This window comes from Fictibacillus fluitans, assembly GCF_030418125.1.
GTDB classification, from domain to species: domain Bacteria; phylum Bacillota; class Bacilli; order Bacillales; family Fictibacillaceae; genus Fictibacillus_C; species Fictibacillus_C fluitans.
The window spans coordinates 67743-88139 of record NZ_JAUHTR010000003.1 but is presented as its reverse complement, the minus strand read 5'-3'; the positions used below and the strand labels follow the sequence as shown (position 1 = coordinate 88139).

Here is a 20397-nt window from a genome sequence, read left to right as displayed (position 1 = left end):
ATTTCAGGAGGTTCCATTCAATGTTGTGCCTGTTTCTTCTTAAAAACAAAAAAACAATGGACACTTCTGTCCATTTTCTAAAGGTTGAATTTTTTTATCAGTGATAATGCCCCGTGAACGGCACCGGCATTTATGATTCCATTGGCAAACGAATGTATGTTTACCCCAAAATTCCAGAAGGAGAGGAGCACCGAAATCCCCAGAAACACCCAAAATACGTATTCCTTTTTTAAAAAAGGTGCCCGCCTGAGTCCAAAGCCAATGACCAGCAATGCCGGAATTAAAAATAAAGAGTGCTGATTCAGATACTGAAGCAAAAAAGTTAACATATCCACTCTATCACCGCCTTTCATCAAAGCTGTAATAATATATGGAAGTTTACTAGATTTGCTTCTTCATTTGCCTGTATTAATCCAGATCCTTTTTTCCCATTCTATTTAAAATTTTATCTTTTTCTATTTCAGCCAATTCTTCTGAAATAAGCAGCCTTCTGGCTAATATATCTACCGCTTCATGTTCAGCTGCCAATGCCTCTGCTTCCGCCTTTTCTTCCATTTCCTTCTCGAGTTCAGGATAGTCACGCAGCAGCTCCTCCATGCCGCTTTTGGCTTCATTAATTGCCTGTTCATAGCTTTCTTTGATCTTTCTGAAGGTTACAGGAGTAATAACCGCATCTTCCTGGAGACGGTAAAGGTGTTTCAGTGCACGTCGTGAACGATGATAACTTGTAAACAATATTTCGTTTCTCTGAACAGCTTCAGCCTTTTTGCGTATACCCAAAATATTAATTAAATAGCTGATCGTTGTTCCCTGAACAAGGAGAGAAAAGAATACAATAGAAAAGGACAAAACGATAATATCATCCCTTCCTTTAAAATTCTGGCCCAGACTTAATGCAAGCGCAATAGAAAGTGATCCGCGCAAGCCGCCCCAATTGATCACGTGTTTCCATTTGGAAGGAATATCTTTAACAAAGACCAGCATCCCATAAACAACCACAGCTCTTGAAACCAGCACGATTAAGATTCCAATTCCTATAATTCCCCATTTATCGTGAAGATCAATGTTGGCAATCTCAAGCCCGACCAGCAGGAAAACGATCGAATTGGCCAAAAGGGAGGTTACGTCCCAAAATGAATTAATATTCATCTTTGTAATCGGGCTCATCCCAATCTTAGCTCCGTAGTTCCCCAATACAAGTCCACTGGTAACGACCGCAATAACACCGGAAAAGCCAAAAACTTCCGAGAGCAAGTAGCTTCCATAGAAAAGGAGAACCGAGAACAGAATTTCCAACGGATAGTCATCGTAAAAACTGGTGAGCTTTGAAAAGATATAACCCATTAACGCCCCGATCGCGATGCCGCCAAGGGCCACTTTAATAAAAATACCAAAGGCGTACAATCCACCTGTTGCCCCCATATCCAGATAAGCAGGCAGATAGGCAGAAGCAATCGTAAATAAAACAACAGCCATTCCATCATTAAACAAACTTTCACCCTCTACAATAATAGAGAGTTTTCGGTTAACACCCGTTGATTTAAAAATACTCAAAACTGAAACCGGGTCTGTCGCACTCATCAAGGCACCGAATACAAATGCCGCCTGAATGCCGAGGCCCAGCCATAAATAAGAACTGAAACCTACAATAATACATGTGAGCAGAGTGCCAACCAGGGCCAGCAGCATAATAGCAGCTTTATTTTTAAGCAGATGGGTAAAAGGCAGCTTTAAGGAAGCTTCCCCCAATAGAGTAGGAAGCAGAAGGGAAATAATGATAAATTGAAAGACCTCTCCTTCCTGGGTTAAGTTTTTGATTGGTTCCAAATTCTCAATGGGAATTAGCCCTATTAGCGCACCTACCACCACCAGTGCAATGGGATAAGGCCTTTTTAGTTTTTTGGCAAGTGCCGTCACCACCACCGAAATACCCAAGAGAATGACAATTATATGTAACATTTCCTCCATGCTGTTTTTCCTCTTTTCCTGTAAAAGCTTTTATTTCTATCCATTTACTTTTTCACAGCGAGTTAAACGGATTGAACTGCAGGGAACAGGTATTTTGTAACTTTTTGACTATTTTTAGCAAAGCTCTTTTCTTCAACGTTGTTTTGCTTCATACTTGTTTTTGTGACAAAATCCCTCATGAAAGTCGTGAATGAAAGATGTTATTACAAATGATTGAAAAAAAGCGGGAAGTTTTGCTATGTCTTGGTAAGACCTATGGCTTGACGGCAGAGGTTACTGTAAAATGCAGCCAAGAACTAGATCATTTGCTAAATCTGCTTTCCCGAACAGAGGAAAAACCGAAAACTTTGATGAAACAATAACGGACAAGCTCAGAAATGAAATTTAAAACGAAAAAAAACGGCAGGGAATCACTCCCGGCCGTTTTTAAATGAACCCCTATTAATTTTGAAGGATTTCCTCTATGCGCTCTAGTGATTCGGCAGCGAGTTTGACCCCTGATGCCTTTACGGTCTCTTCCAGCTGATCCGGTGAACTTGCGCCCACAATCGCACTTGACACATTCTCCTGACGTAAAACCCAGGATAGTGCAAGCTGAGCCACTGTAATTCCGTTCTCTTCTGCCACTCCTTTTAGCCGCTCTACCTTCTGAAGATTTTCGTCCGTCAAATGGCCGGATATCATCTTCTTGCTGTTCTCATCTGCGGCCCGGCTTCCTTTTGGGGCATCCTCCCCGATTTTATACTTTCCAGTCAGGACTCCCTGTGCCAGCGGCGACCATACCACCTGCCCGATGCCGTGCTTTTCACTCACCGGAATGACTTCTTTTTCAATGTAACGTTCCAACATACTGTATTGAGGCTGGCTGACAACAATGCGGTCCAGTAATTTTTTATCTGCAAGGTTTACCGCTTCTGTAATTTGTTCTGCTGTCCATTCACTGACTCCGGCATAAAGCACTTTGCCATGCCGAATCAAATCATCGATGGCTCGCAGCGTTTCTTCCAGGGGTGTTTCCTTATCATATCGGTGGCAATAAAAAATATCGACGTAATCCAGCCCGAGACGTTCGAGACTGGCATTGCACTGTTCAATTACATGCTTGCGCGAAAGCCCTCTGTCATTGGGACCCTCCCCCATTGGCCAAAACGCTTTAGTAGCCAGTACATAGGAATCCCGCTGGTAACCTTTCAAAACGTTTCCCACCACTTTTTCTGCTTCGCCGCGCATATATACATTGGCGGTATCAAAGAAGTTAATTCCAAGATCAAATGCTTTATGTATGCTGGCTTCTGCATTCTCGCGGGCCACATAGCCTGCAGTGGTCAACCAGCTTCCAAGGGAAATCTCGCTGACTTTTAATCCAGTACTCCCAAGACGACGGTATTCCATAATCATTTTCCACCTTTCGATTTAGAAAAATAGGTACGATACAAGTTTACCAGTTTTCTAAATATTATAAAGAATTACAGCTTGAAATATCCAAAATATCCCCTATTAGTAGGACAAACAGCCGATATATCTCTCATTAATGGATGAATTTACTACTATTTTGAAATAATTATGTAACGGTTTTGTTACCTCCCTCTAACCTGCCTGTCATACTCTACCTGTACAATGGCTATTGTGGCTATCAAGGAAATCATATCCTTTTTAACTAAAACTTTTCGTACTTTAGGAGGTACATATGTTAAAAAAAGTAATTGCAACAGGAGCGATCACTGGAGTAATCATGAGTTCTCCAATAGTAGGGGAAGCCGCGTTAGGGGACCATACATTAAAACAAGGTATGTGGGATAAAGACGTACACCAATTACAGCAATCGCTTAAAGATAAAGGGTATTTCCATTACACGGATACAACAGGTTACTATGGAGATATCACAACGGCTTCCGTGAAGGATTTTCAAAAGAAAAACGGACTAAAAGTAGATGGTATTACAGGAAAGCAAACAGCAGAAGCTCTTCTTCAATCTTCTCTAAGTAAATCCAATTTGCTTAAGCAAGGCAGTAAAGGCTATGCTGTTTCGGGATTGCAAAGTGAATTAAAGGATCAAGGATTCTACAACTATACAGTTGATGGAATTTACGGACCAGTTACAGTAAGAGCGGTAACAGCTTTCCAGAAGGCTAAAGGCATTGCTGTCGACGGCATTACTGGACCTCAAACCATCAAATCGCTTTACAGCGATAATGGTGTCAGTGTAAAAACAGAGGTTCAATCTGCTGCTCCGGCGCCAAAAGCTGCGCCAGCACCAAAAGCTGCAGCACAAGAAACAAAGGCACCAGCACAGGAAAAGCAGGGTAAAACGATTTCTGTGGAATCAACAGCTTACACAGCAAACTGCAACGGCTGCAGTGGCGTAACTGCAAATGGGACAAACCTTAAATCTAATCCAAATGCAAAAGTCATTGCCGTTGACCCTGATGTTATTCCTTTAAACTCAAAAGTATATGTTGAAGGATATGGCTATGCAACAGCAGCTGACACTGGCGGCGCGATCAATGGCAACCGAATTGATGTATTCTATTCTTCCCTTGATACTGCCAACCAATGGGGAAGAAAAACAGTTAAAGTTACTGTTCTTGATTAATCAGAATAGACTTTAGTTAAAAGAGGCGGCCGCGTGCCGCCTCTTTTTTTGATGACCTGTCGAAAAGTTTAACGTGAGCCCGAACAGCTAACCGGCTTGCTCCGTTCTTCTTTGTCACACAATCTTTATATGTTTTTTAGCTATTTTCTTTTATAATAGGTAAGTGTTTGATTAATTTAGTGAACAGGCTGGTGAATGTATTGTTTCTTTGGATTGCCATTATTATGGGTTTGGTTGAGGGACTGACAGAATTTCTTCCGGTTTCCTCCACTGGACATTTAATTATCGCAGGGCACTTTTTAGGATTTACAGGAGATAAAGCAAAAACATTTGAAATTGTAATTCAGCTCGGTTCCATTCTTGCTGTTGTTGTCCTTTACTGGAAAAGGCTGTGGAGTCTTCTCGGTGTGGGCAAAATCGAATCTGAGGATGGGCAAAAGGGCCATCTAAATCTGATTCATATCTTTTGCGGCATGCTGCCTGCCGTTGTGATTGGACTTCTTGTTCACGATGCCGTAAAAAAATATTTATTTTCAACAAGTACGGTTGTATTCAGCCTGATTGTCGGCGGACTGTTGATGATTTACGCTGAAAAAAAGAAAAAGAAGATTACCGCAGCTACTCTTGACCAGATTACGTACAAGCAGGCATTTATTATCGGCTTGTTTCAGTGCCTTGCGCTATGGCCGGGCTTTTCACGTTCGGGTGCAACCATTTCCGGTGGTGTGCTGATGGGCTTAAGCCATAGAACAGCGGCTGATTTCACGTTTATTCTTGCGGTTCCGATTATGATCGCGGCCAGCGGACTTGACCTCTATAAAAGCTGGGATTATTTAAGCGCAAGCGACCTGCCGTTTTTTATTACAGGATTTATTACGGCCTTTATCGTAGCGGTCGTTGCCATCTTGTTCTTTATCCGTTTGATTGCAAAAGTAAAACTGACACCCTTTGCTTATTACCGCTTTATCCTGGCAGCTGTACTTGCTGCCATCATCTGGCTGTAATCTTAAAGCATCAAAAAAGATGGCATATGCGCCATCTTTTTTTGATGTAAACATTATAAGGCGAGCCATTTTGTATCTTTTTTCAGCATACTGTACATTATCAAGTCTTGAAATTCTCCGTCTACGAACTGGTAATCTCTCAGACGTCCTTCTGCCTGGAAGCCTAATTTTTCTGCCAGTTTGCCAGAACCGTGATTATCCGGATGTATAAGCGCTCCAATGCGGTTAAGCCCCATTGTATGAAAGCCATAGGGCAAAATCACGCTTAAAATCTCAGACATTACACCCTTTCGCCACTCACTCCGCCTTATTTCATACCCAACTTCCGCTCGCCATTTCTTCTTGGCCCAATTGTGGTAACCGCATGTTCCAATTAACCTTCCACTTGCTTTTTCGGCAATCCCCCAGCGAATGGTTCTCCCTAAACTGAATCCGTTCTGAAAATCATTAATTAGTGAAGCCGTCTGTTCGATGCTCTCAAACGGAACCGCTCCCCAGTACTTTACCACTTCGAAATCAGAATATACTTTATGAAGATCCTCTGCATCTCCCTCTTTGATTTCTCTTAACTGAAATCGTTTAGTAAAAAGTTCGGGAAATGCAGGAACTGAAGATTCTCTTTCCATACTCATCAGCTCCCTTTTATCGCAAACAGCTGATTTGAACAATATTCAATAATATCACTGCGGCGGACGATGCCGATAAAAACATCGTTATCATCTACCACAGGAACAAAATTTTGGGTCGCTATCAAACTCAGGAGATCCTCCATTTGAGCATTAATGTAAACAGATTTAATTAACCGCTCCTTTTTTATACCCGAAATGGAAAACCGGTGGCTTGTTTCAAAGTTCAGCCCCGGTGTGTTTTTAATTGTCCACAGGAGATCCCCCTCTGTGACCGTTTCAGAATACCTTCCTTTTTCATCAAGCACCGGGACTGCGGTGTATCGATGGTGTTCGAGTTTTTCCAGCGCCTGTCGGACGGTTGAATTTGTCTTCAGAAAAGCAACCTGTTCTTTCGGCAAAAGAAAAAAAGCTATGTTCACGATACCTTCCTCCTAGCTATCTAAATCTGCAAATCGTTTACTACGGGCTCTGCCGCAAGGCTCTCCCACAGATAATAGGTAATATACGTGCCCCACGGATGCCAGTCTGCCGCAAGCGTCCGGACATCTTCTTCCGTTGGCTGGTAATCCAGTACCCATGCCTTTCGAACTCCATTCCTTAAGCCAATATCGGCAGCGGGAAGCACATCCGCTCTCCCCATGGCAAAAATAAGGAGGCATTCAATGGTCCACCGTCCAATCCCCCTGATCGGCAGCAGCGTTTCTGTTACCTCGTCATCACTCATCCCCCAGAGCGCATCCACATCAAGTTTCCCCGTTGCTATCATCCTGGCAAAATCAATAATATATTCTGCTTTTCTTTGGCTGAACTGCAGTTCTCTCAGCTCCTGGTAATCAAGCGCAGCAATCTTTTCGGCCGTCGGAAAAATGGAGAACGACTCACCATTTACTTCCAGATGCTCACCGGCAAGATCAATGATACGGTCGATCAAAACACCTGCGAACGTTAGATTCACCTGTTGGCCAATGATAATTTTCACCATAGATTCAAACAAATCGGGATCCGTCATCAGGCGCAGCCCGTAAAATGATGTGATTAGAGGGGCTATTTGCCTGTGCCCGGAAAACTGTGAATAAAATTGTTTAAGATCAATGTCCGTTGAAAACATCCGTCTGACAGTAACATCCAGCACATCTTTTTCCTCCTGGCTGAGGCCATTCGGATAATCAATCAAAAGTTCCGCTTTTTCAACGCTTCCGCTGGACTTTACATGAAGCAGTACAGGCCGGCTTCCCACATGGACCATCCGTTTGTACGATTGATTCTCCAGGTCAGCATGGACAATGTTATTTTTCCCATGACTCTTCACCCTGCGCAGCATTTTAGAGAAATCAAAGGGTGAAGCAGGTTTAATTACTTTTATCATAATTTCTCCTTTATCTTTCTACTTTGTAAAAAAACACACATCATGTATGCGTTCTCATATTTATTATCCCTTCTTGCCCGCAAACTTTCCAGTCCCAATTTTAACTCCTTGTGATCCACCGAAAATTGAGCGCAAAAAAAACGCTGCCGAATCCTTCAGCAGCGCTCATTTACAGCAGTCCGGTCATGCATCTCCCGATTTTTCTCGTTTTTTAAGATGAGGGTTATCATCAAGGCTGTCCACTGTATGTTTATACGCATACCCTTTCGAGATCGCCAAAACGAATACCACAAGAACAAATAAAATAATAATAACGGAAATCAAAATAGAAATAAGAAGAGTTGACACGACGTACAGCTCCTTTTATTTGATAATCCTTATTTTAACATGGACAGATACGGAATCCCATGGACTGTTCCTCTATAATGTGCCCTTATATAGATTATAATCATCAATACTTGAAAAGCACCCCAGCCGGTCCCCGATCAGCAGCCCAAAATCAATATATGCATTGTTCTTTGCTGTTATTATATTTTTGTCTTCAACCACCTGCCGGTTCACAGCGCGCCCCCTCAGCCACTCCTTCATTTTTCTGTTCTCCTCTTCCATAAGAGGAGCGGTATAACTTTTATTTTCCAATACCCCGGCTTTTCCGGCAATGAACACTCCTGAACCAATAGCCCCAATTCGCACTCCATCTCTGTCGAATGCCTTGATCAGCCGGATCAGGCGCGGATCTGACTGGCTTGCTGCCTGCCGTCCGCCAGGAATCAGCAGCAAGTCGTATTCCAAAGGGTTAATATTTTTCATTTTAATGGTAGGTTGCACGAGCAATCCGCATTCACTCGTAATTCCCCCATGTGGTAATGAAAAGCTTAGAATTTCGTAATATCGGCTGAGGGCGGATAACGCCACCATAATTTCTACTTCCCTGAATTGGGGATAGAGATAAACCAGCACTCTCTTTTTCATGTGTCCACATCCATTTCTGTGGTACAAATGTCATACCATTTTTTGTCGAACCTTGTATTAATTTCATTGTATCAATACAAAAGAAGGGTGTGTATTGGGAAAATTGATGATTAAGTTGTGAAAATAACTCACTATTTAACCGTCTATTTTCCCAAATTCTACATTCTTCGCTATGAAATCTAAGAAAAAATAAAAATTTTATCAAAAACACGGACTTTTTTTAATATTTTGTAGAAAAAAGGTTTGACTCCTAAACCATTTGGGTATTTATAATGGTCGGCTTTTTGCGAGAAGAAGCTGTTACTTATTTACTAGGAGGTACTACATGAAAAGGGTTACTGTCTTATTTATCTCTGTTTTAATCATGCTGGGGATGCTTGCCGGCTGCTCGGGAAGTTCAGGAGGGCCGCAGGAGAAAAGCTCTGGCGACAGTTCTGATCAAAAGGGCAAAGTGACGTTGAATTTCTGGACATTCTGGGGATCCGAAACAAGACGTCCTGTTATTGAAAAAATGATCAATGATTTTAACAAATCGCAGGATGATATTTATGTAAAGCATACCTTCTTGCCATTTGGCGATATCTGGACAAAGAACCTTGCCGCTATTTCTGCCGGAAATCCTCCCGATGTCATCATTAATGATATTAACTCTGTACAGCATCGCGCCAAAAACAATCAATCTACCAATTTATCTAAATACATAAAGGATGACTCCTTTAAAGATAATTTCTATCCGCGATTGTGGGATACTGTCCTATATAAAGACCAACCGTATGCCGTGCCATTCAACACCGATACCCGCCTTCTTTTCTATAACAAAAAGGCTTTTAAAGAAGCAGGCCTTGATCCCAATAAGCCGCCGAAGACATGGGATGAGCTTGAAGCATATGCCAAAAAACTTGATAAAAAAAGCGGCGACCGCTACGAGAGAATTGGTTTTTACCCGCTTTGGGGCTCATTCGGGGCTCCAAGCTGGCTGATGAATGCCGATAACGGGCAAGGATTTCTGTCCAAAGACGACAAGGTACAAATCAACACACCTGAAAAACTGGAAGGACTAAAATGGCTTAAAAGCTGGAATGACCGAATCGGCCAGGAAAATGTAAATGCGTTCAAGGCGGAATTCGGAAGCGAACAATCCAATCCTTTCATTGCAGGCAAAGTGGGCATGTGGGTGGACGTTGCCACCTTCTATACGCAAATCAGGGACTTTGGAAAAGACATGGATTTCGGTGTAGCCCCTATGCCTGCCAAAACTGAGGGTGCAAAACACTGGAGCGACGGCGGCGGCTTTGTTGCTGAAGTTCCGAAGGGTGCCAAACATCCGAAAGAATCCTTTGAATTCATCAAATATTTAACAGGAGAAAAAGCTCAATCATATTGGGCAGCCAAAAACTTTGATAATGTGGCAAACAAAAAAGCTTCTGAAGATGCACTTTCAAAATTAAGCGGCAACGACGAAATGGTTTATAAACAGGCCGTTGACAATTTACAAGTAACCACCATGAATCCGGTTCCGGCAGATGCCCCTGATTATCAGAACAAGATCAATCCATTAATTGATGCGGTTCTTTTAGGAAAAGAAACACCCGAAAAAGCACTGAAAAAAGCACAGTCAGAAGTAGAAAAATCAATAAACAAATAACCCAGTCTCTTATTTGCAAAAAGAAACGGCCTGTCGCCAAAAAGACAGGCCGTTTATGCAACCATATGAGGCTAAGCGGCGAGACTGCTGAAAAATAATGAGTGAAGGGCGGGATGTTACGATGGAAACAGCTTATGAATCTGCAAAAAAGAATAAACAGGCTGCCCAAAAGGAAGTTGCAGAACCTGTAAAAAAGTACAGGATAAAATCCTTAAGAAAACGTGAAGAACTATCAGGATTTTTATTTATTTCGCCATGGCTGATCGGGTTTGTGGCATTAACATTGGGTCCCCTTCTTTTTTCCCTGTATGTCAGTTTTACCAATTACAATATCACATCGAAAATGGATTTTGTGGGAACACAAAATTATCAAAATATGTTTTTTAACGATGGATTGTTCTGGACCTCACTTTGGAATACCCTGTATTTTGTCGCCTTTTCTGTACCATTGACGACAGCAGGCGCCATCCTTCTTGCAGTGCTCCTTAATCAAAAGATTCCCGGAATAAAAGTGTTCCGTACGATCTATTATCTCCCTGCTGTTCTATCCGGTGTAGCTGTCTACTTACTATGGATGCAGCTCCTCAGTCCATCAACAGGTTTAGTAAACACTGCATTGAGCTGGTTTGGCGTAAGGGGTCCTGCCTGGCTGTTTGATCCTGAGTGGACTAAACCGGCATTGATTGTCATGAAAATGTGGAGTGTAGGCGGCGGTATGCTCTTGTACCTTGCGAGTCTGCAGGGCGTATCAAAAGCCATGTACGAAGCAGCGGATATCGATGGTGCCAGCGCGTTCCGCAAGTTTTTTCATATTACGCTGCCCATGATTACACCTGTCATCTTTTTTGATATTGTGACAAGTCTGATAGGAGGATTCCAGATCTTCCAGGAAGCTTACGTCATGACGGAAAATGGTGATGGAGGACCTGTAAATTCCCTCCTGTTCTATAATTTGCATATGTGGAATAAAGCATTTGAAGTCTTTGACATGGGCTATGCTTCAGCGATGGCATGGTTCCTGTTTGTAATCGTCCTCGTTTTAACAGTAATCAATCTGAAATTCGGAAAACGCTGGGTTCATTATGGTGGGGGTGATGAAAAATGAGTACACAGGAACACTCGCCAAAGTTCTATGAAACGATGTCCTTTAAGCGCAGAATGAAAAAAATGTTTGTTCTTTTGCTTTTGATTCTTGGCAGTATCGTTATCCTGTCACCCGTTTGGTGGATGATCTCTACTTCTTTGAAAACTCCGGGAGAGATCGCCCAATATCCGCCTTCATTTCTGCCTGATTCCTTTCAATGGAGCAACTATGTAAAGGCCTGGCAAACAGCCCCCTTCACCCGGTGGGCGCTTAACACCCTTTTTATTACGGTATGTGTAGTAATTGGAAACGTAGTGGTGAACTCCTTTGTCGCCTACGGCTTTGCTAAGATCCGGTTCAGGGGCAAGAATTTACTGTTTACACTCGTACTTTCCACTATGCTGATACCAGGGTTTGTCATGATGATCCCTCAATATATGCTTTTTTCCAAGCTGCACTGGATCAATACCTATTTGCCTTTGATTGTTCCCGCCTTTTTCGGTAATGCATTTTTCATTTTTCTGCTTCGTCAGTTTTTCAAGACCATACCTGATGAAATGATTGAAGCAGCAAAAATTGACGGAGCGAACCACTTTCAGATCTGGTGGAAGCTGGCGATGCCTCTTATGAAGCCTGCGGTCATCACTGTAGCCATTCTTTCGTTTAATGGTGCATGGAATGATTTCCTTGGGCCATTGCTGTACATCAATGATGAGAAGCTCTATACCCTGCAGATCGGGCTGCAGACTTTCAAAGGAACAGTCCAGACTCAATGGCATTATTTGATGTCGGCATCAGTGCTTGTTCTGCTTCCTGTTATTCTCATTTTCTTCTTTTTCCAACGGTACTTTATCGAAGGCTCCAACATTACGACCGGAACTAAAGGATAAAACAAAAAAACGGGTATACCGCTGCGGTATACCCGTTTTTTTTGTTTTGAAAGTGATATAGCATTACCTATTAGTTCTTCATGCCGGCAGAAGCGATACCCTGTACATAATACTTTTGGAAGAATACAAAAATAATCAAAAGCGGTATGGTAGCCATCGTCAGGGCTGCCATAACATGTCCATATCTTACAGGCGGCTGGTGGAAAAAGAATTGCATACCCACCTGCAATGGCCTGACACTTTCATCTGTAGTGGCAATCAGCGGCCACATAAAGTCTCCCCAGTGGGTAATGAAGGTCAGCAGAGCCACCGTGATAAAAACAGGTTTTGACAACGGAATGACTATCTGAAAAAAGATTCTTATCGTGGATGCTCCGTCCATCCTGGCCGATTCCTCAAGCTCCTTCGGCAGATTCAGGAAAAATTGGCGGAACATAAAAATGTTAAAGGCGTTGGCAATAAAGGGGATTATGAGCGCTTGGTACGTATTCAGCCAGTCAAACTCGTCGATGATCAAATACAGCGGCAGCAGGATGCTCTCAAATGGAATGATAATCAAGGCTACCACTATTGAAAACAGAAGATCCCTGCCCTTGAATTGCATGCGGGCAAACGCGTATGCGGCGAGCGAGTTTACAAACAGTCCGAGAAGAACGATTACGGATACATACAGAGTGCTTGTAAGCAAATAACGGATAAAAGGAATCCGTTCAAAAACCCCTGTATAGTTGTCCAGTGAAAACGTATAAGGAACGAAGGCTCTAAATGATTTCAAGTCGGCAAAAATTTCCGGTTCCGTTTTAAACGAGGAAACTACCATCCATACTAGAGGAAATAAAAAGAGAATGGCCAGTAAAATGAGAACAACATACAATCCGATTTGTGCAATGATACGGTTCTTTTTCATACATTCTCCTCCTATTCTGTATTTTCTTTAATGAACTTTCTCTGAAGAATGGAAATGATCAATACAATAACAAAGAACAAGATGGCGATCGCGGAGGAATAACCCACATCCCGGAATTTAAAGCCGGTCTCGTACACCATATAGACAAGCGTTTTCGTAGAATCGAGAGGCCCCCCCTGCGTCATGACGAATGGCTGTATAAACAATTTCGTCGCTGCAATCATCGTCACGATGGCAATAAAGGCCAGGATATTGCGAATTCCCGGAATGGTAATATGGATCAGCTTCTGCCATGCATTGGCTCCGTCAATGGATGCTGCTTCATATTGATGATCTGGAATATCCTGAAGTCCCGCAAGAAAAATCATCATTTGATAACCGGCACCCTGCCAGATACTCATAAAAATAATAGAATACATTGCCTGGTCTTTATCAGTCAGAAACTGAAATGGGCCCAGACCGACAATATTTAAAATGGAATTTGCCAGTCCATTGTCCGGATTATAAATAAAGGTCCAGAGGATGGATACGATAACCATCGACGTTACAACAGGAGCAAAAAAGGCCATCCTGAAAAACTTTATACCCATTAATTTTTGATTGACTAAAAGGGCCAGGGCCAGGGCTACGAGCGTTTGCACAGGGACAACGATAACAACAAAAAGGGCTGTATTGCCCAGCGATTTAAGGAATAGAGTATCCTCTGCAAGCCGCTTGTAGTTTTCAAATGCGACGAATTTCGTTTTTTCCGGAGTTAGAAGATAATAGTTTGTAAAGCTGTAATACAACGCCAGAATAGCCGGTAGGATTAAAAATACAAAGAGCAGGATCATCGCCGGAGCTGCAAAACCATAACTTGTAAACAAATTTTTTCTTTTTCTTTGCTTGGGGCTTACGGTGGGCAGCGGATTGTTCAGTTTTGTTTTTTGGGTAACTGGTTCCATTCTTTTCTCCTTTCCGAGCAAAAATATATGAAAAGGAGTGACATGATCACTCCTCTCTTTTCTTATTTTTTAAAGCGCTCCAACTCCCGGTCGGTATCCTTTGCTGCTTTATCCAGTTCCTTTTTGACATCCTGTCCCAGCGTAGCCGCTTGGAAGGCTTCTGCAAATTTAGCGCTCAGTACTGGATATGCAGGTGTAGCCGGACGGGCTTTAGCCGTATTCAGAACCTGGTCTTTGATTATTTTTTTTGGAAGCTTATCATACTCCGTCAGTTCCTTAAACGCCGATTCTCTTGCTGGCGGCATTCCAGTAATCTTTGAGATTTCAACAACGGAATCCTTATTGCTCATCCACTTAGCAACTTCTGCCGCTTCTTTTGGATGCTGGGACTGACTGGAAACGCCGAATGCCCAAGAGCCTGAAGGCGAAACTTTCTTTTTGCTATAAGGGAAATAGGTCATCCCCCAATCCAGATCTTTATATTCTTCAAAACCAGGAATCAACCATACTCCTCCAATCATCATGGCTGCTTTGCCCTCTTCAAAATCTGCAGGTCCGTTGGAAACACTTACAACCTTAGATTTAAACAGATCCTTCACGTAATCCAATGCTTCTACTGATTCAGGACTGTTTAAATAGCCTTCTGCTTTGGTCCTGTCCTTATTGAGCATGAGCCCGTCATTCGACCAGACAAATACCGAACCCATATATGTGAGCCATTCTCCGACCCCAAGATCCATATGCATAGTAAGTCCCTTTACATCGCCTTTTGTCAATTTCTTGGATGCTTCCATGAATTGATCCCACGTCCATGCTTTATCAAGAGTTTCAGGGGCCTGAATCCCTGCTTCTTTTAACAGCTTTTTGTTATAAAAGACTGCGATGGATGACTCCATTGCTCCCAGCGCATAAAGCTTGCCGTCATATGTACCTTGCTGGATGATGGATTTGGCAAAATCCTGTTTGTCCTTTTTATCTACATAATCATCAATCGGAGCAAGGATACCGGTAGCTGCATAGTTTCCGACAAACGGCCCATCCATATCGAGGACATCCGGCAGTCCATTGGAGGTGGCAGCTGCATTGATTTTGTCTTCGTATGCGTGACCTGCCCCGCTTGGAATGATATCAAGTTTTACATTAATTTTACCTTTATGTTCCTTGTTAAACTCATCAATCCTTTTTTTATAAAAATCGACTTCCTTCGGCTGGCCCTGGTGCGCCCACATCTTGAGCTGAACCTCTCCGCCTTTCTCTGTTCCTGATGCTCCCTGCTTGTCGTTGGAACAGCCAGCCATTGAAAACGCAAATATCAGGCAAAATAGCAGCAATACTCCCTTTTTCATAGAATTGCCTCCTCATTTTTATAATCGTATGGGTGATTTAAATGGATCCTGCACTTCATCTTGGGATGGAAGCGAGCGGATCACTTTGTCATTCTCCATGATTAATACACCGTTCATATCCTTCAGTTGTCCTTTTACGATTACGGTTTCCCCTTTGGCTACAGGAACCGTTAAGGATTCAAACGGCCGGACGGAATCCTTCTCGATTAATGGAACGCAAAACTTTTGCTGATCAACCAGTGTTCCATCTTCCTGGAACACTTTGTAAGTCACTTCATAATTTTCAAAGATTACATTATAGTCATTAATGATCCAGGGCACAATTGTCGCAGTGCGCCCGAGTTCACCTTCTGTTATATCCCCGTTGAATGACAGATGGAGAGGTTCAAAAGCTTTTGCCATTGCAAAGTACGCTTTTTTAGGCTGGCGGTAATAGTCGATAATGGACCAGTCAATGGATGGACCGGTATTTACAAAGTGAAATTGCAGCAGTCCGCCGACCTGGTTGTATTTTTTTCTTCTTAATGCCTCTGTATGCTCCTTGTAAAATTGCACCTGGTAATCCTGGGTGATATCGATCAGATCCTGAAGTGACTGTGTCATCACAGATCCCATCATCGTCTGGTAGATGTTAGTCTGGAAACCCCATGTCCGGTAAATCTCCCAGTTAACCGGCCAGAGTGACTCCTGATTCATAAATTTCTTCAGGGAATCCTCATTCGGTATGGACTGGGTTCCATATTCTGTTACAAACATTGGGTTATAGAACTCTGCATCCTCAATTTTCCCCCAGTACCATCCGACCCAATGAACACTTAAATGCGTACCGATGTAATTTGTAAAATCATCAAGTGTTTCAAAATAGTGTGGAAGCTCTTCATCAGAGACAAGGACTGAATTTTTTATTACAGGGCGCAGGCTGTCCAGCTCTTTGACCACGCGCAGCAGCATATTATCCAGCTTGTTGTAATCATGATAGCGGGATTCACTGTGGCAGGACCAAAGAATAATGGAGGGATGGTTGTACAGCATCCTGATAAACCGGCGGGCTACATCTTCCGCTCTTTTTATAAAAAGCCCTGTCGATTCATAGCCCCATTGAAAGGGAAGATCTTGAAATACCATAATTCCCTTTTCATTGCACAGCTGGTAGAACTCTTCCTGTTCTGCATGGGCAAATAAGCGGGTGGTGTTCATGTTGGCATCCAGCATCATCTGGACGTCGAGCTGGTAGGACTCCTTTGTCATGAGGGAAAGGAACTGGTCTGACAAGTAATTGTTACCTTTGATGAAAACCCTTGTTCCATTGAGATAAAAGATCCACTTATCATCCATTTTGATTTCTTTAATTCCAAATATTTGAATCTTTTTATCCACCAGTACTCCGTTTGCCCAGACCTCAATCACTGCTTTATATAGGTGTGGAAAGCCAAGCTCCCATGTCCACCACAACTTTGGTTGAGACAGCTGGTCAGTCATGGAATAACTGCTTGTTCCAGGTCTCTGGAAATAACTCTGCCGTTTCCACCTGTAAATTTTCCCCCTGAAATTATGCGGCAAAAAGGAGACCTCTACATCAATTTTTGCTTCCTTGCTGTTATTATTGTTTAATTCAACGTCCAGATAGATGGTCGCTTTCTTATAGTCATCCTTCAAGTAAGGAGTAATCTGGATATGTTCAATATGTACCTTGCCTCGTTCCTCCAGATAAACATCCTTCCAAATGCCGCCCGGGTTTATGAGTGGATTCGGATAATGGGCGTTGACAGAAGACGGGACCTCGGGACAATCGGTGAGCCCTTCCTGGTTAACCGGCAGGCAGTCCCAATGATAAAGTCCTCCCTTGGCAATCTTTTTCCTCTCTGGCCTTGTATCCAATTCAGAGGTAACCTTTATAACCAAAACGTTTTCTTCGCCATTATGCAGAAAATCGGAAACATTGAATTCAAAAGCATCAAAATCGCCTTCATGTGTTCCCAAATACACACCGTTCAGCCAAACTTCCGAATAATAATCTACCGCGTCAAAGCAAATATAAAACATCTTATCCGACTTTTTAGGCGGCGCCCTGAATGTCGTCTTATACCACATCACCCCCTGAAAATCTTCATAACCCGCTTTCTGCCAATGAGCTGGAACAAGGATGTCGGTCCATGTTAATTCTTCAGCATGATAAACCGGCTTATTTCGGATATTCCCTTCCAGCAGGTCATTTTCGTCCTGCACACATTTCCATATTCCATTTAAACTCAGTTTTTCTCTGCACTCTCTGCTCATTTTTATCACCTGACTTTTTGGATATATGTGTATGGTTTCTATTACTTTATGGGCCAGAGCCAAAGAACTTCACACTATTCTGAACATTTCCCTTGTAGGTGGCTGTGTAAACCATTTTATTGCCATTATCCTCCATATATATAAAAAGAAGCACTGCTTCATCCCCGATAGAATCTGGCCAATTTTGAGATGAAGCGATGCCGTGCAATACCTTTTTATTTTGTTCCCTTTCCTTTTGTCAGATGGCAAGGGACTCCATGGCCAACTGCTCCCGGACAATTCATTTTTTCAATATATGCCAGTCCTCTTGCACACTGGGTTTTGCATGAAATGCACGTTGAGCTTGTTACCATTTTTACAGTATGCGCATACTTGTTAACCGCCTGATCATACTTGGATGTCTTTTTTGCCGTTTTCTTCGCTGGTTTTTTCGCCATTGTTCTTCCTCCTTGCCTCACATCTTTCATATGATATGAAGCGGGCAAAGAGGATGACACCCGGCAAAAACAAAAAACCACTTACAGCAATAAGTGGTTTTCATCATATTTTAACTGATACTCCAATGCGTTCTGATTCGCAAGGGATAGTATATAATCGCTGTCTCTTCTGTCATAGGAAGCCAAAAAGTCTTTTAGCGGCATGTGGTATTTGTTCCACACAATGTCCATTAGCCACTGCTGGCTCACCTCAAAATATTCTCCGTCAAATCGATCAATTTTGACAGTTTCACCTAAATACATGCCTAACACTCCTTTCTCAGGATGGTAAACTGCATTAAGGTCCTACAATATCTCTTAAATTATACTATAGTATTCAGAAAAGTGAAACAATATTACAAATCGCCAATAAAAAAACAGACATACCAGGTATGCCTGTTTTCCTGCTATATTTTCTTTGCTCCAAGATATTTAGGAGCCCAGTAAGGATTTTTCATAGAAGCAATACTTACACCTTTTGAGGATGAACTGTGAATGAACTCGTTGTTGCCAATATAAATACCCGCATGTGATGCTCCGCTCTTATACGTATGGAAGAATACAACATCGCCTGCTTTTGGCTTGCTCACACGCGTCCCTTTCAAATAAATACCTGAAACCGTACGTGGCAAGTCCACTCGCTTGGCTTTTTCATAGACATAGTTAATATAGCCGCTGCAGTCAAAACCTTTTGGTGTCGTTCCGCCCCAGCGGTATGGAACACCTTTATAGCGTTTCGCCACGCTTACTACGCTTGCAGAGCTGCTTGAAGAACTTTTCTTAACAACTTTTTTTACACCCAGTGCTTTAAATGTGTTTGCGCCTGCAACTCCATCAGCTTTTAGTCGTTTTGCTTTTTGAAACTTTTTAACTGCTGAAGTCGTATATGTACCATAATAAGTCGTTGTCTTTTTATATGTGAAATATCCTTTTTTCTTTAGTACTGTTTGTAATTGCTGTACGTCTTTACTGGTCATACCTTGTTTTAAAGTGTGATCGCCAAGCGCTGCTTTCCCTACAATCGGATTGAAGGCCATCATTCCTACCAGTGCCGCTGCCGCTACCATTTTTTTCAAAGCATGTATCCCCCTAAAATCTGTATTACCAATGTTGGTATTTTCTTCTTGCTAACTTACTTAGATTCTACCAACAAAATATGACATACGTGTTTTAGGAAGATTACAGTAATATTACAAAAAGAGATAATTCCCGCTTTTTCATGACATTAAACCTAAATAATCACTCAATATTTGTCAATACCAGTTAAAATATGGAGAAGGGTTTCCGTCATTTGCTCTACCCGCTATCTTGCGTGGTTCTTTAGACCTATATAACTGTAAAGTATAGTGACATATAGCATTCTTTCCTAAAAATCCTTCTTTTAAAGAGTGCCAGCGGCCTATTTTTACGCTATGATGGACAAGAACCTTCACAATATCGAACATCCTTTCCTGCTTTTGGAAAAGCCGGCATTTCCAGAAATATGGTATAATGTGGTATTCTCCTGCATGTGACATAAAGTGTTCAACCGGGCAGAATAGGGTAATACATAGTTAGCAAGTACTTTTTTATCACGGCTAAAGGAGTAGTGACTTTGAGTAAATTAAAACTTCATTTCTTTCCTTTGTGCTTAATGCTCTCTATTCCGCTTTTGCACTCTTTTTATGAGTTGCTCAATAATGGAGCCCGTGGAGCCAGGAGCCTTAGCACATCGTTCGACCAGCAAATTCCTTTTATTGAAGCCTTCATCATACCGTATGTCTTTTGGTACATCTTCATCTTTGGCATGCTGTTTTATTTTTTTGTTTATGACCGGTCTCTCTATTATAAGACGTTGCTGAGCCTTACCGTCGGAATGGCCATCTGTTATGTTATTTACTTCTTTTTTCAGACTACTGTTCCAAGACCGCACCTTGAAGGAAACAGCCTGTTTACGTCCATGATCCGTTATGTGTATTCGGCAGATGAACCGTACAATTGTTTTCCAAGCATACACGTGCTGAGCAGCTATCTTATGGTCATTGCGTCCCGCCATTGTAAAACAAAAACTCCCGTTTTTGTTGCTGCGGTGGCATTGATCGGATATTTGATTATTTTATCCACTCTTTTTGTTAAACAGCATGTCATTCTCGATGCATTTGCAGGTATCCTGCTCGGAAACATTTTGTTTCACTCCATCTTTTACTTTAAGGCCATCCTGGAATACGCGAACAGCAAAAAGTATGCCAAAGACAAAAAAGCAGCAGAACCCCGTTAAAGGGCACTGCTGCTTTTTTATTGTAAAAAAATAAGGAGC

At 42.2% G+C, this 20397-nt stretch carries 22 protein-coding genes; 7 read left to right on the top strand and 15 right to left on the bottom strand.

Going from position 1 to position 20397, the window contains the following annotated elements; genetic code table 11:
• Window positions 1-77: 77 nt before the first annotated feature.
• Together QYB97_RS07665 and QYB97_RS07660 are read right to left on the bottom strand one after the other, a co-directional pair.
• Window positions 78-329, bottom strand: coding sequence for a phage holin family protein (locus QYB97_RS07665; protein ID WP_301165696.1), 252 nt, complete (start codon window positions 327-329; stop codon window positions 78-80).
• Window positions 330-408: 79 nt separating this feature from the next.
• Window positions 409-1968, bottom strand: a complete 1560-nt coding sequence (locus QYB97_RS07660; protein WP_301165396.1) for a cation:proton antiporter — start codon at window positions 1966-1968, stop codon at window positions 409-411.
• Window positions 1969-2165: 197 nt separating this feature from the next.
• Here QYB97_RS07660 and QYB97_RS07655 point away from each other — a divergent pair, with 197 nt between their 5' ends.
• Window positions 2166-2330: an aspartyl-phosphate phosphatase Spo0E family protein gene (locus QYB97_RS07655; protein ID WP_301165395.1), complete on the top strand. Its 165-nt coding sequence runs from the start codon at window positions 2166-2168 to the stop codon at window positions 2328-2330.
• A gap of 79 nt (window positions 2331-2409) precedes the next feature.
• Here the strand turns inward: QYB97_RS07655 and QYB97_RS07650 are convergent, their stop codons facing one another.
• A complete protein-coding gene (locus QYB97_RS07650; RefSeq protein ID WP_301165394.1) occupies window positions 2410-3360 on the bottom strand; it encodes an aldo/keto reductase family protein in 951 nt (316 codons plus the stop codon).
• Window positions 3361-3655: 295 nt separating this feature from the next.
• Here QYB97_RS07650 and QYB97_RS07645 point away from each other — a divergent pair, with 295 nt between their 5' ends.
• Window positions 3656-4561, top strand: coding sequence for a peptidoglycan-binding protein (locus tag QYB97_RS07645; RefSeq protein WP_301165393.1), 906 nt, complete (start codon window positions 3656-3658; stop codon window positions 4559-4561).
• Between the two features lie 200 nt (window positions 4562-4761).
• Complete coding sequence (gene bacA / locus QYB97_RS07640; protein ID WP_301165695.1) at window positions 4762-5565, top strand: undecaprenyl-diphosphate phosphatase; 804 nt, start codon at window positions 4762-4764, stop codon at window positions 5563-5565.
• Between the two features lie 53 nt (window positions 5566-5618).
• On the opposite strand, the gene QYB97_RS07635 is transcribed toward bacA, so the two are convergent.
• The 5 genes from QYB97_RS07635 to QYB97_RS07615 form a co-directional block, all read right to left on the bottom strand.
• Window positions 5619-6191, bottom strand: coding sequence for a GNAT family N-acetyltransferase (locus QYB97_RS07635; RefSeq protein ID WP_301165392.1), 573 nt, complete (start codon window positions 6189-6191; stop codon window positions 5619-5621).
• A 5-nt stretch (window positions 6192-6196) separates the two neighbouring features.
• Window positions 6197-6613 (bottom strand): CBS domain-containing protein, encoded by a 417-nt coding sequence (locus tag QYB97_RS07630; protein WP_301165391.1) that lies wholly within the window; start codon window positions 6611-6613, stop codon window positions 6197-6199.
• A 20-nt stretch (window positions 6614-6633) separates the two neighbouring features.
• On the bottom strand, window positions 6634-7560 hold the full coding sequence (locus tag QYB97_RS07625) for a DNA-3-methyladenine glycosylase family protein (protein ID WP_301165390.1): 927 nt from the start codon (window positions 7558-7560) through the stop codon (window positions 6634-6636).
• A 183-nt stretch (window positions 7561-7743) separates the two neighbouring features.
• Entirely contained in the window at window positions 7744-7908 is a 165-nt protein-coding gene (gene ytzI, locus QYB97_RS07620) for a YtzI protein (protein WP_301165389.1), read from the bottom strand.
• Window positions 7909-7980: 72 nt separating this feature from the next.
• Window positions 7981-8532, bottom strand: a complete 552-nt coding sequence (locus QYB97_RS07615; protein WP_301165388.1) for a DJ-1/PfpI family protein — start codon at window positions 8530-8532, stop codon at window positions 7981-7983.
• A gap of 325 nt (window positions 8533-8857) precedes the next feature.
• On the opposite strand from QYB97_RS07615, the gene QYB97_RS07610 reads away from it, so the two are divergent.
• The 3 genes from QYB97_RS07610 (at window position 8858) to QYB97_RS07600 (ending at window position 12151) form a co-directional block, all read left to right on the top strand.
• Window positions 8858-10177, top strand: a complete 1320-nt coding sequence (locus QYB97_RS07610) for an ABC transporter substrate-binding protein (protein WP_301165387.1) — start codon at window positions 8858-8860, stop codon at window positions 10175-10177.
• A 121-nt stretch (window positions 10178-10298) separates the two neighbouring features.
• Window positions 10299-11282: a carbohydrate ABC transporter permease gene (locus QYB97_RS07605; protein ID WP_301165386.1), complete on the top strand. Its 984-nt coding sequence runs from the start codon at window positions 10299-10301 to the stop codon at window positions 11280-11282.
• Window positions 11279-12151: a carbohydrate ABC transporter permease gene (locus QYB97_RS07600; protein WP_301165385.1), complete on the top strand. Its 873-nt coding sequence runs from the start codon at window positions 11279-11281 to the stop codon at window positions 12149-12151. The genes QYB97_RS07605 and QYB97_RS07600 overlap by 4 nt, the downstream gene beginning before the upstream one ends.
• Before the next feature lie 70 nt (window positions 12152-12221).
• Here QYB97_RS07600 and QYB97_RS07595 read toward each other — a convergent pair whose 3' ends face one another.
• From QYB97_RS07595 to QYB97_RS07565, 7 genes are all read right to left on the bottom strand, one after another.
• Window positions 12222-13058 carry a carbohydrate ABC transporter permease gene (locus QYB97_RS07595; RefSeq protein WP_301165384.1) on the bottom strand — a complete coding sequence of 279 codons (837 nt, stop codon included), beginning with the start codon at window positions 13056-13058 and terminating at the stop codon, window positions 12222-12224.
• An 11-nt stretch (window positions 13059-13069) separates the two neighbouring features.
• Window positions 13070-14002 (bottom strand): carbohydrate ABC transporter permease, encoded by a 933-nt coding sequence (locus tag QYB97_RS07590; protein WP_301165383.1) that lies wholly within the window; start codon window positions 14000-14002, stop codon window positions 13070-13072.
• A 62-nt stretch (window positions 14003-14064) separates the two neighbouring features.
• A complete protein-coding gene (locus tag QYB97_RS07585; protein ID WP_301165382.1) occupies window positions 14065-15348 on the bottom strand; it encodes an ABC transporter substrate-binding protein in 1284 nt (427 codons plus the stop codon).
• An 18-nt stretch (window positions 15349-15366) separates the two neighbouring features.
• Complete coding sequence (locus QYB97_RS07580; RefSeq protein WP_301165381.1) at window positions 15367-17625, bottom strand: glycoside hydrolase family 2 protein; 2259 nt, start codon at window positions 17623-17625, stop codon at window positions 15367-15369.
• 215 nt (window positions 17626-17840) lie between these two features.
• Window positions 17841-18062 (bottom strand): hypothetical protein, encoded by a 222-nt coding sequence (locus QYB97_RS07575; protein ID WP_301165380.1) that lies wholly within the window; start codon window positions 18060-18062, stop codon window positions 17841-17843.
• An 81-nt stretch (window positions 18063-18143) separates the two neighbouring features.
• Complete coding sequence (locus tag QYB97_RS07570; protein WP_301165379.1) at window positions 18144-18365, bottom strand: hypothetical protein; 222 nt, start codon at window positions 18363-18365, stop codon at window positions 18144-18146.
• A 143-nt stretch (window positions 18366-18508) separates the two neighbouring features.
• Entirely contained in the window at window positions 18509-19177 is a 669-nt protein-coding gene (locus tag QYB97_RS07565; RefSeq protein ID WP_301165378.1) for a C40 family peptidase, read from the bottom strand.
• Window positions 19178-19695: 518 nt separating this feature from the next.
• Between QYB97_RS07565 and QYB97_RS07560 the strand changes: the two genes are divergently transcribed.
• Window positions 19696-20358, top strand: a complete 663-nt coding sequence (locus tag QYB97_RS07560) for a phosphatase PAP2 family protein (protein ID WP_301165377.1) — start codon at window positions 19696-19698, stop codon at window positions 20356-20358.
• The last annotated feature ends 39 nt before the right edge of the window (window positions 20359-20397 follow it).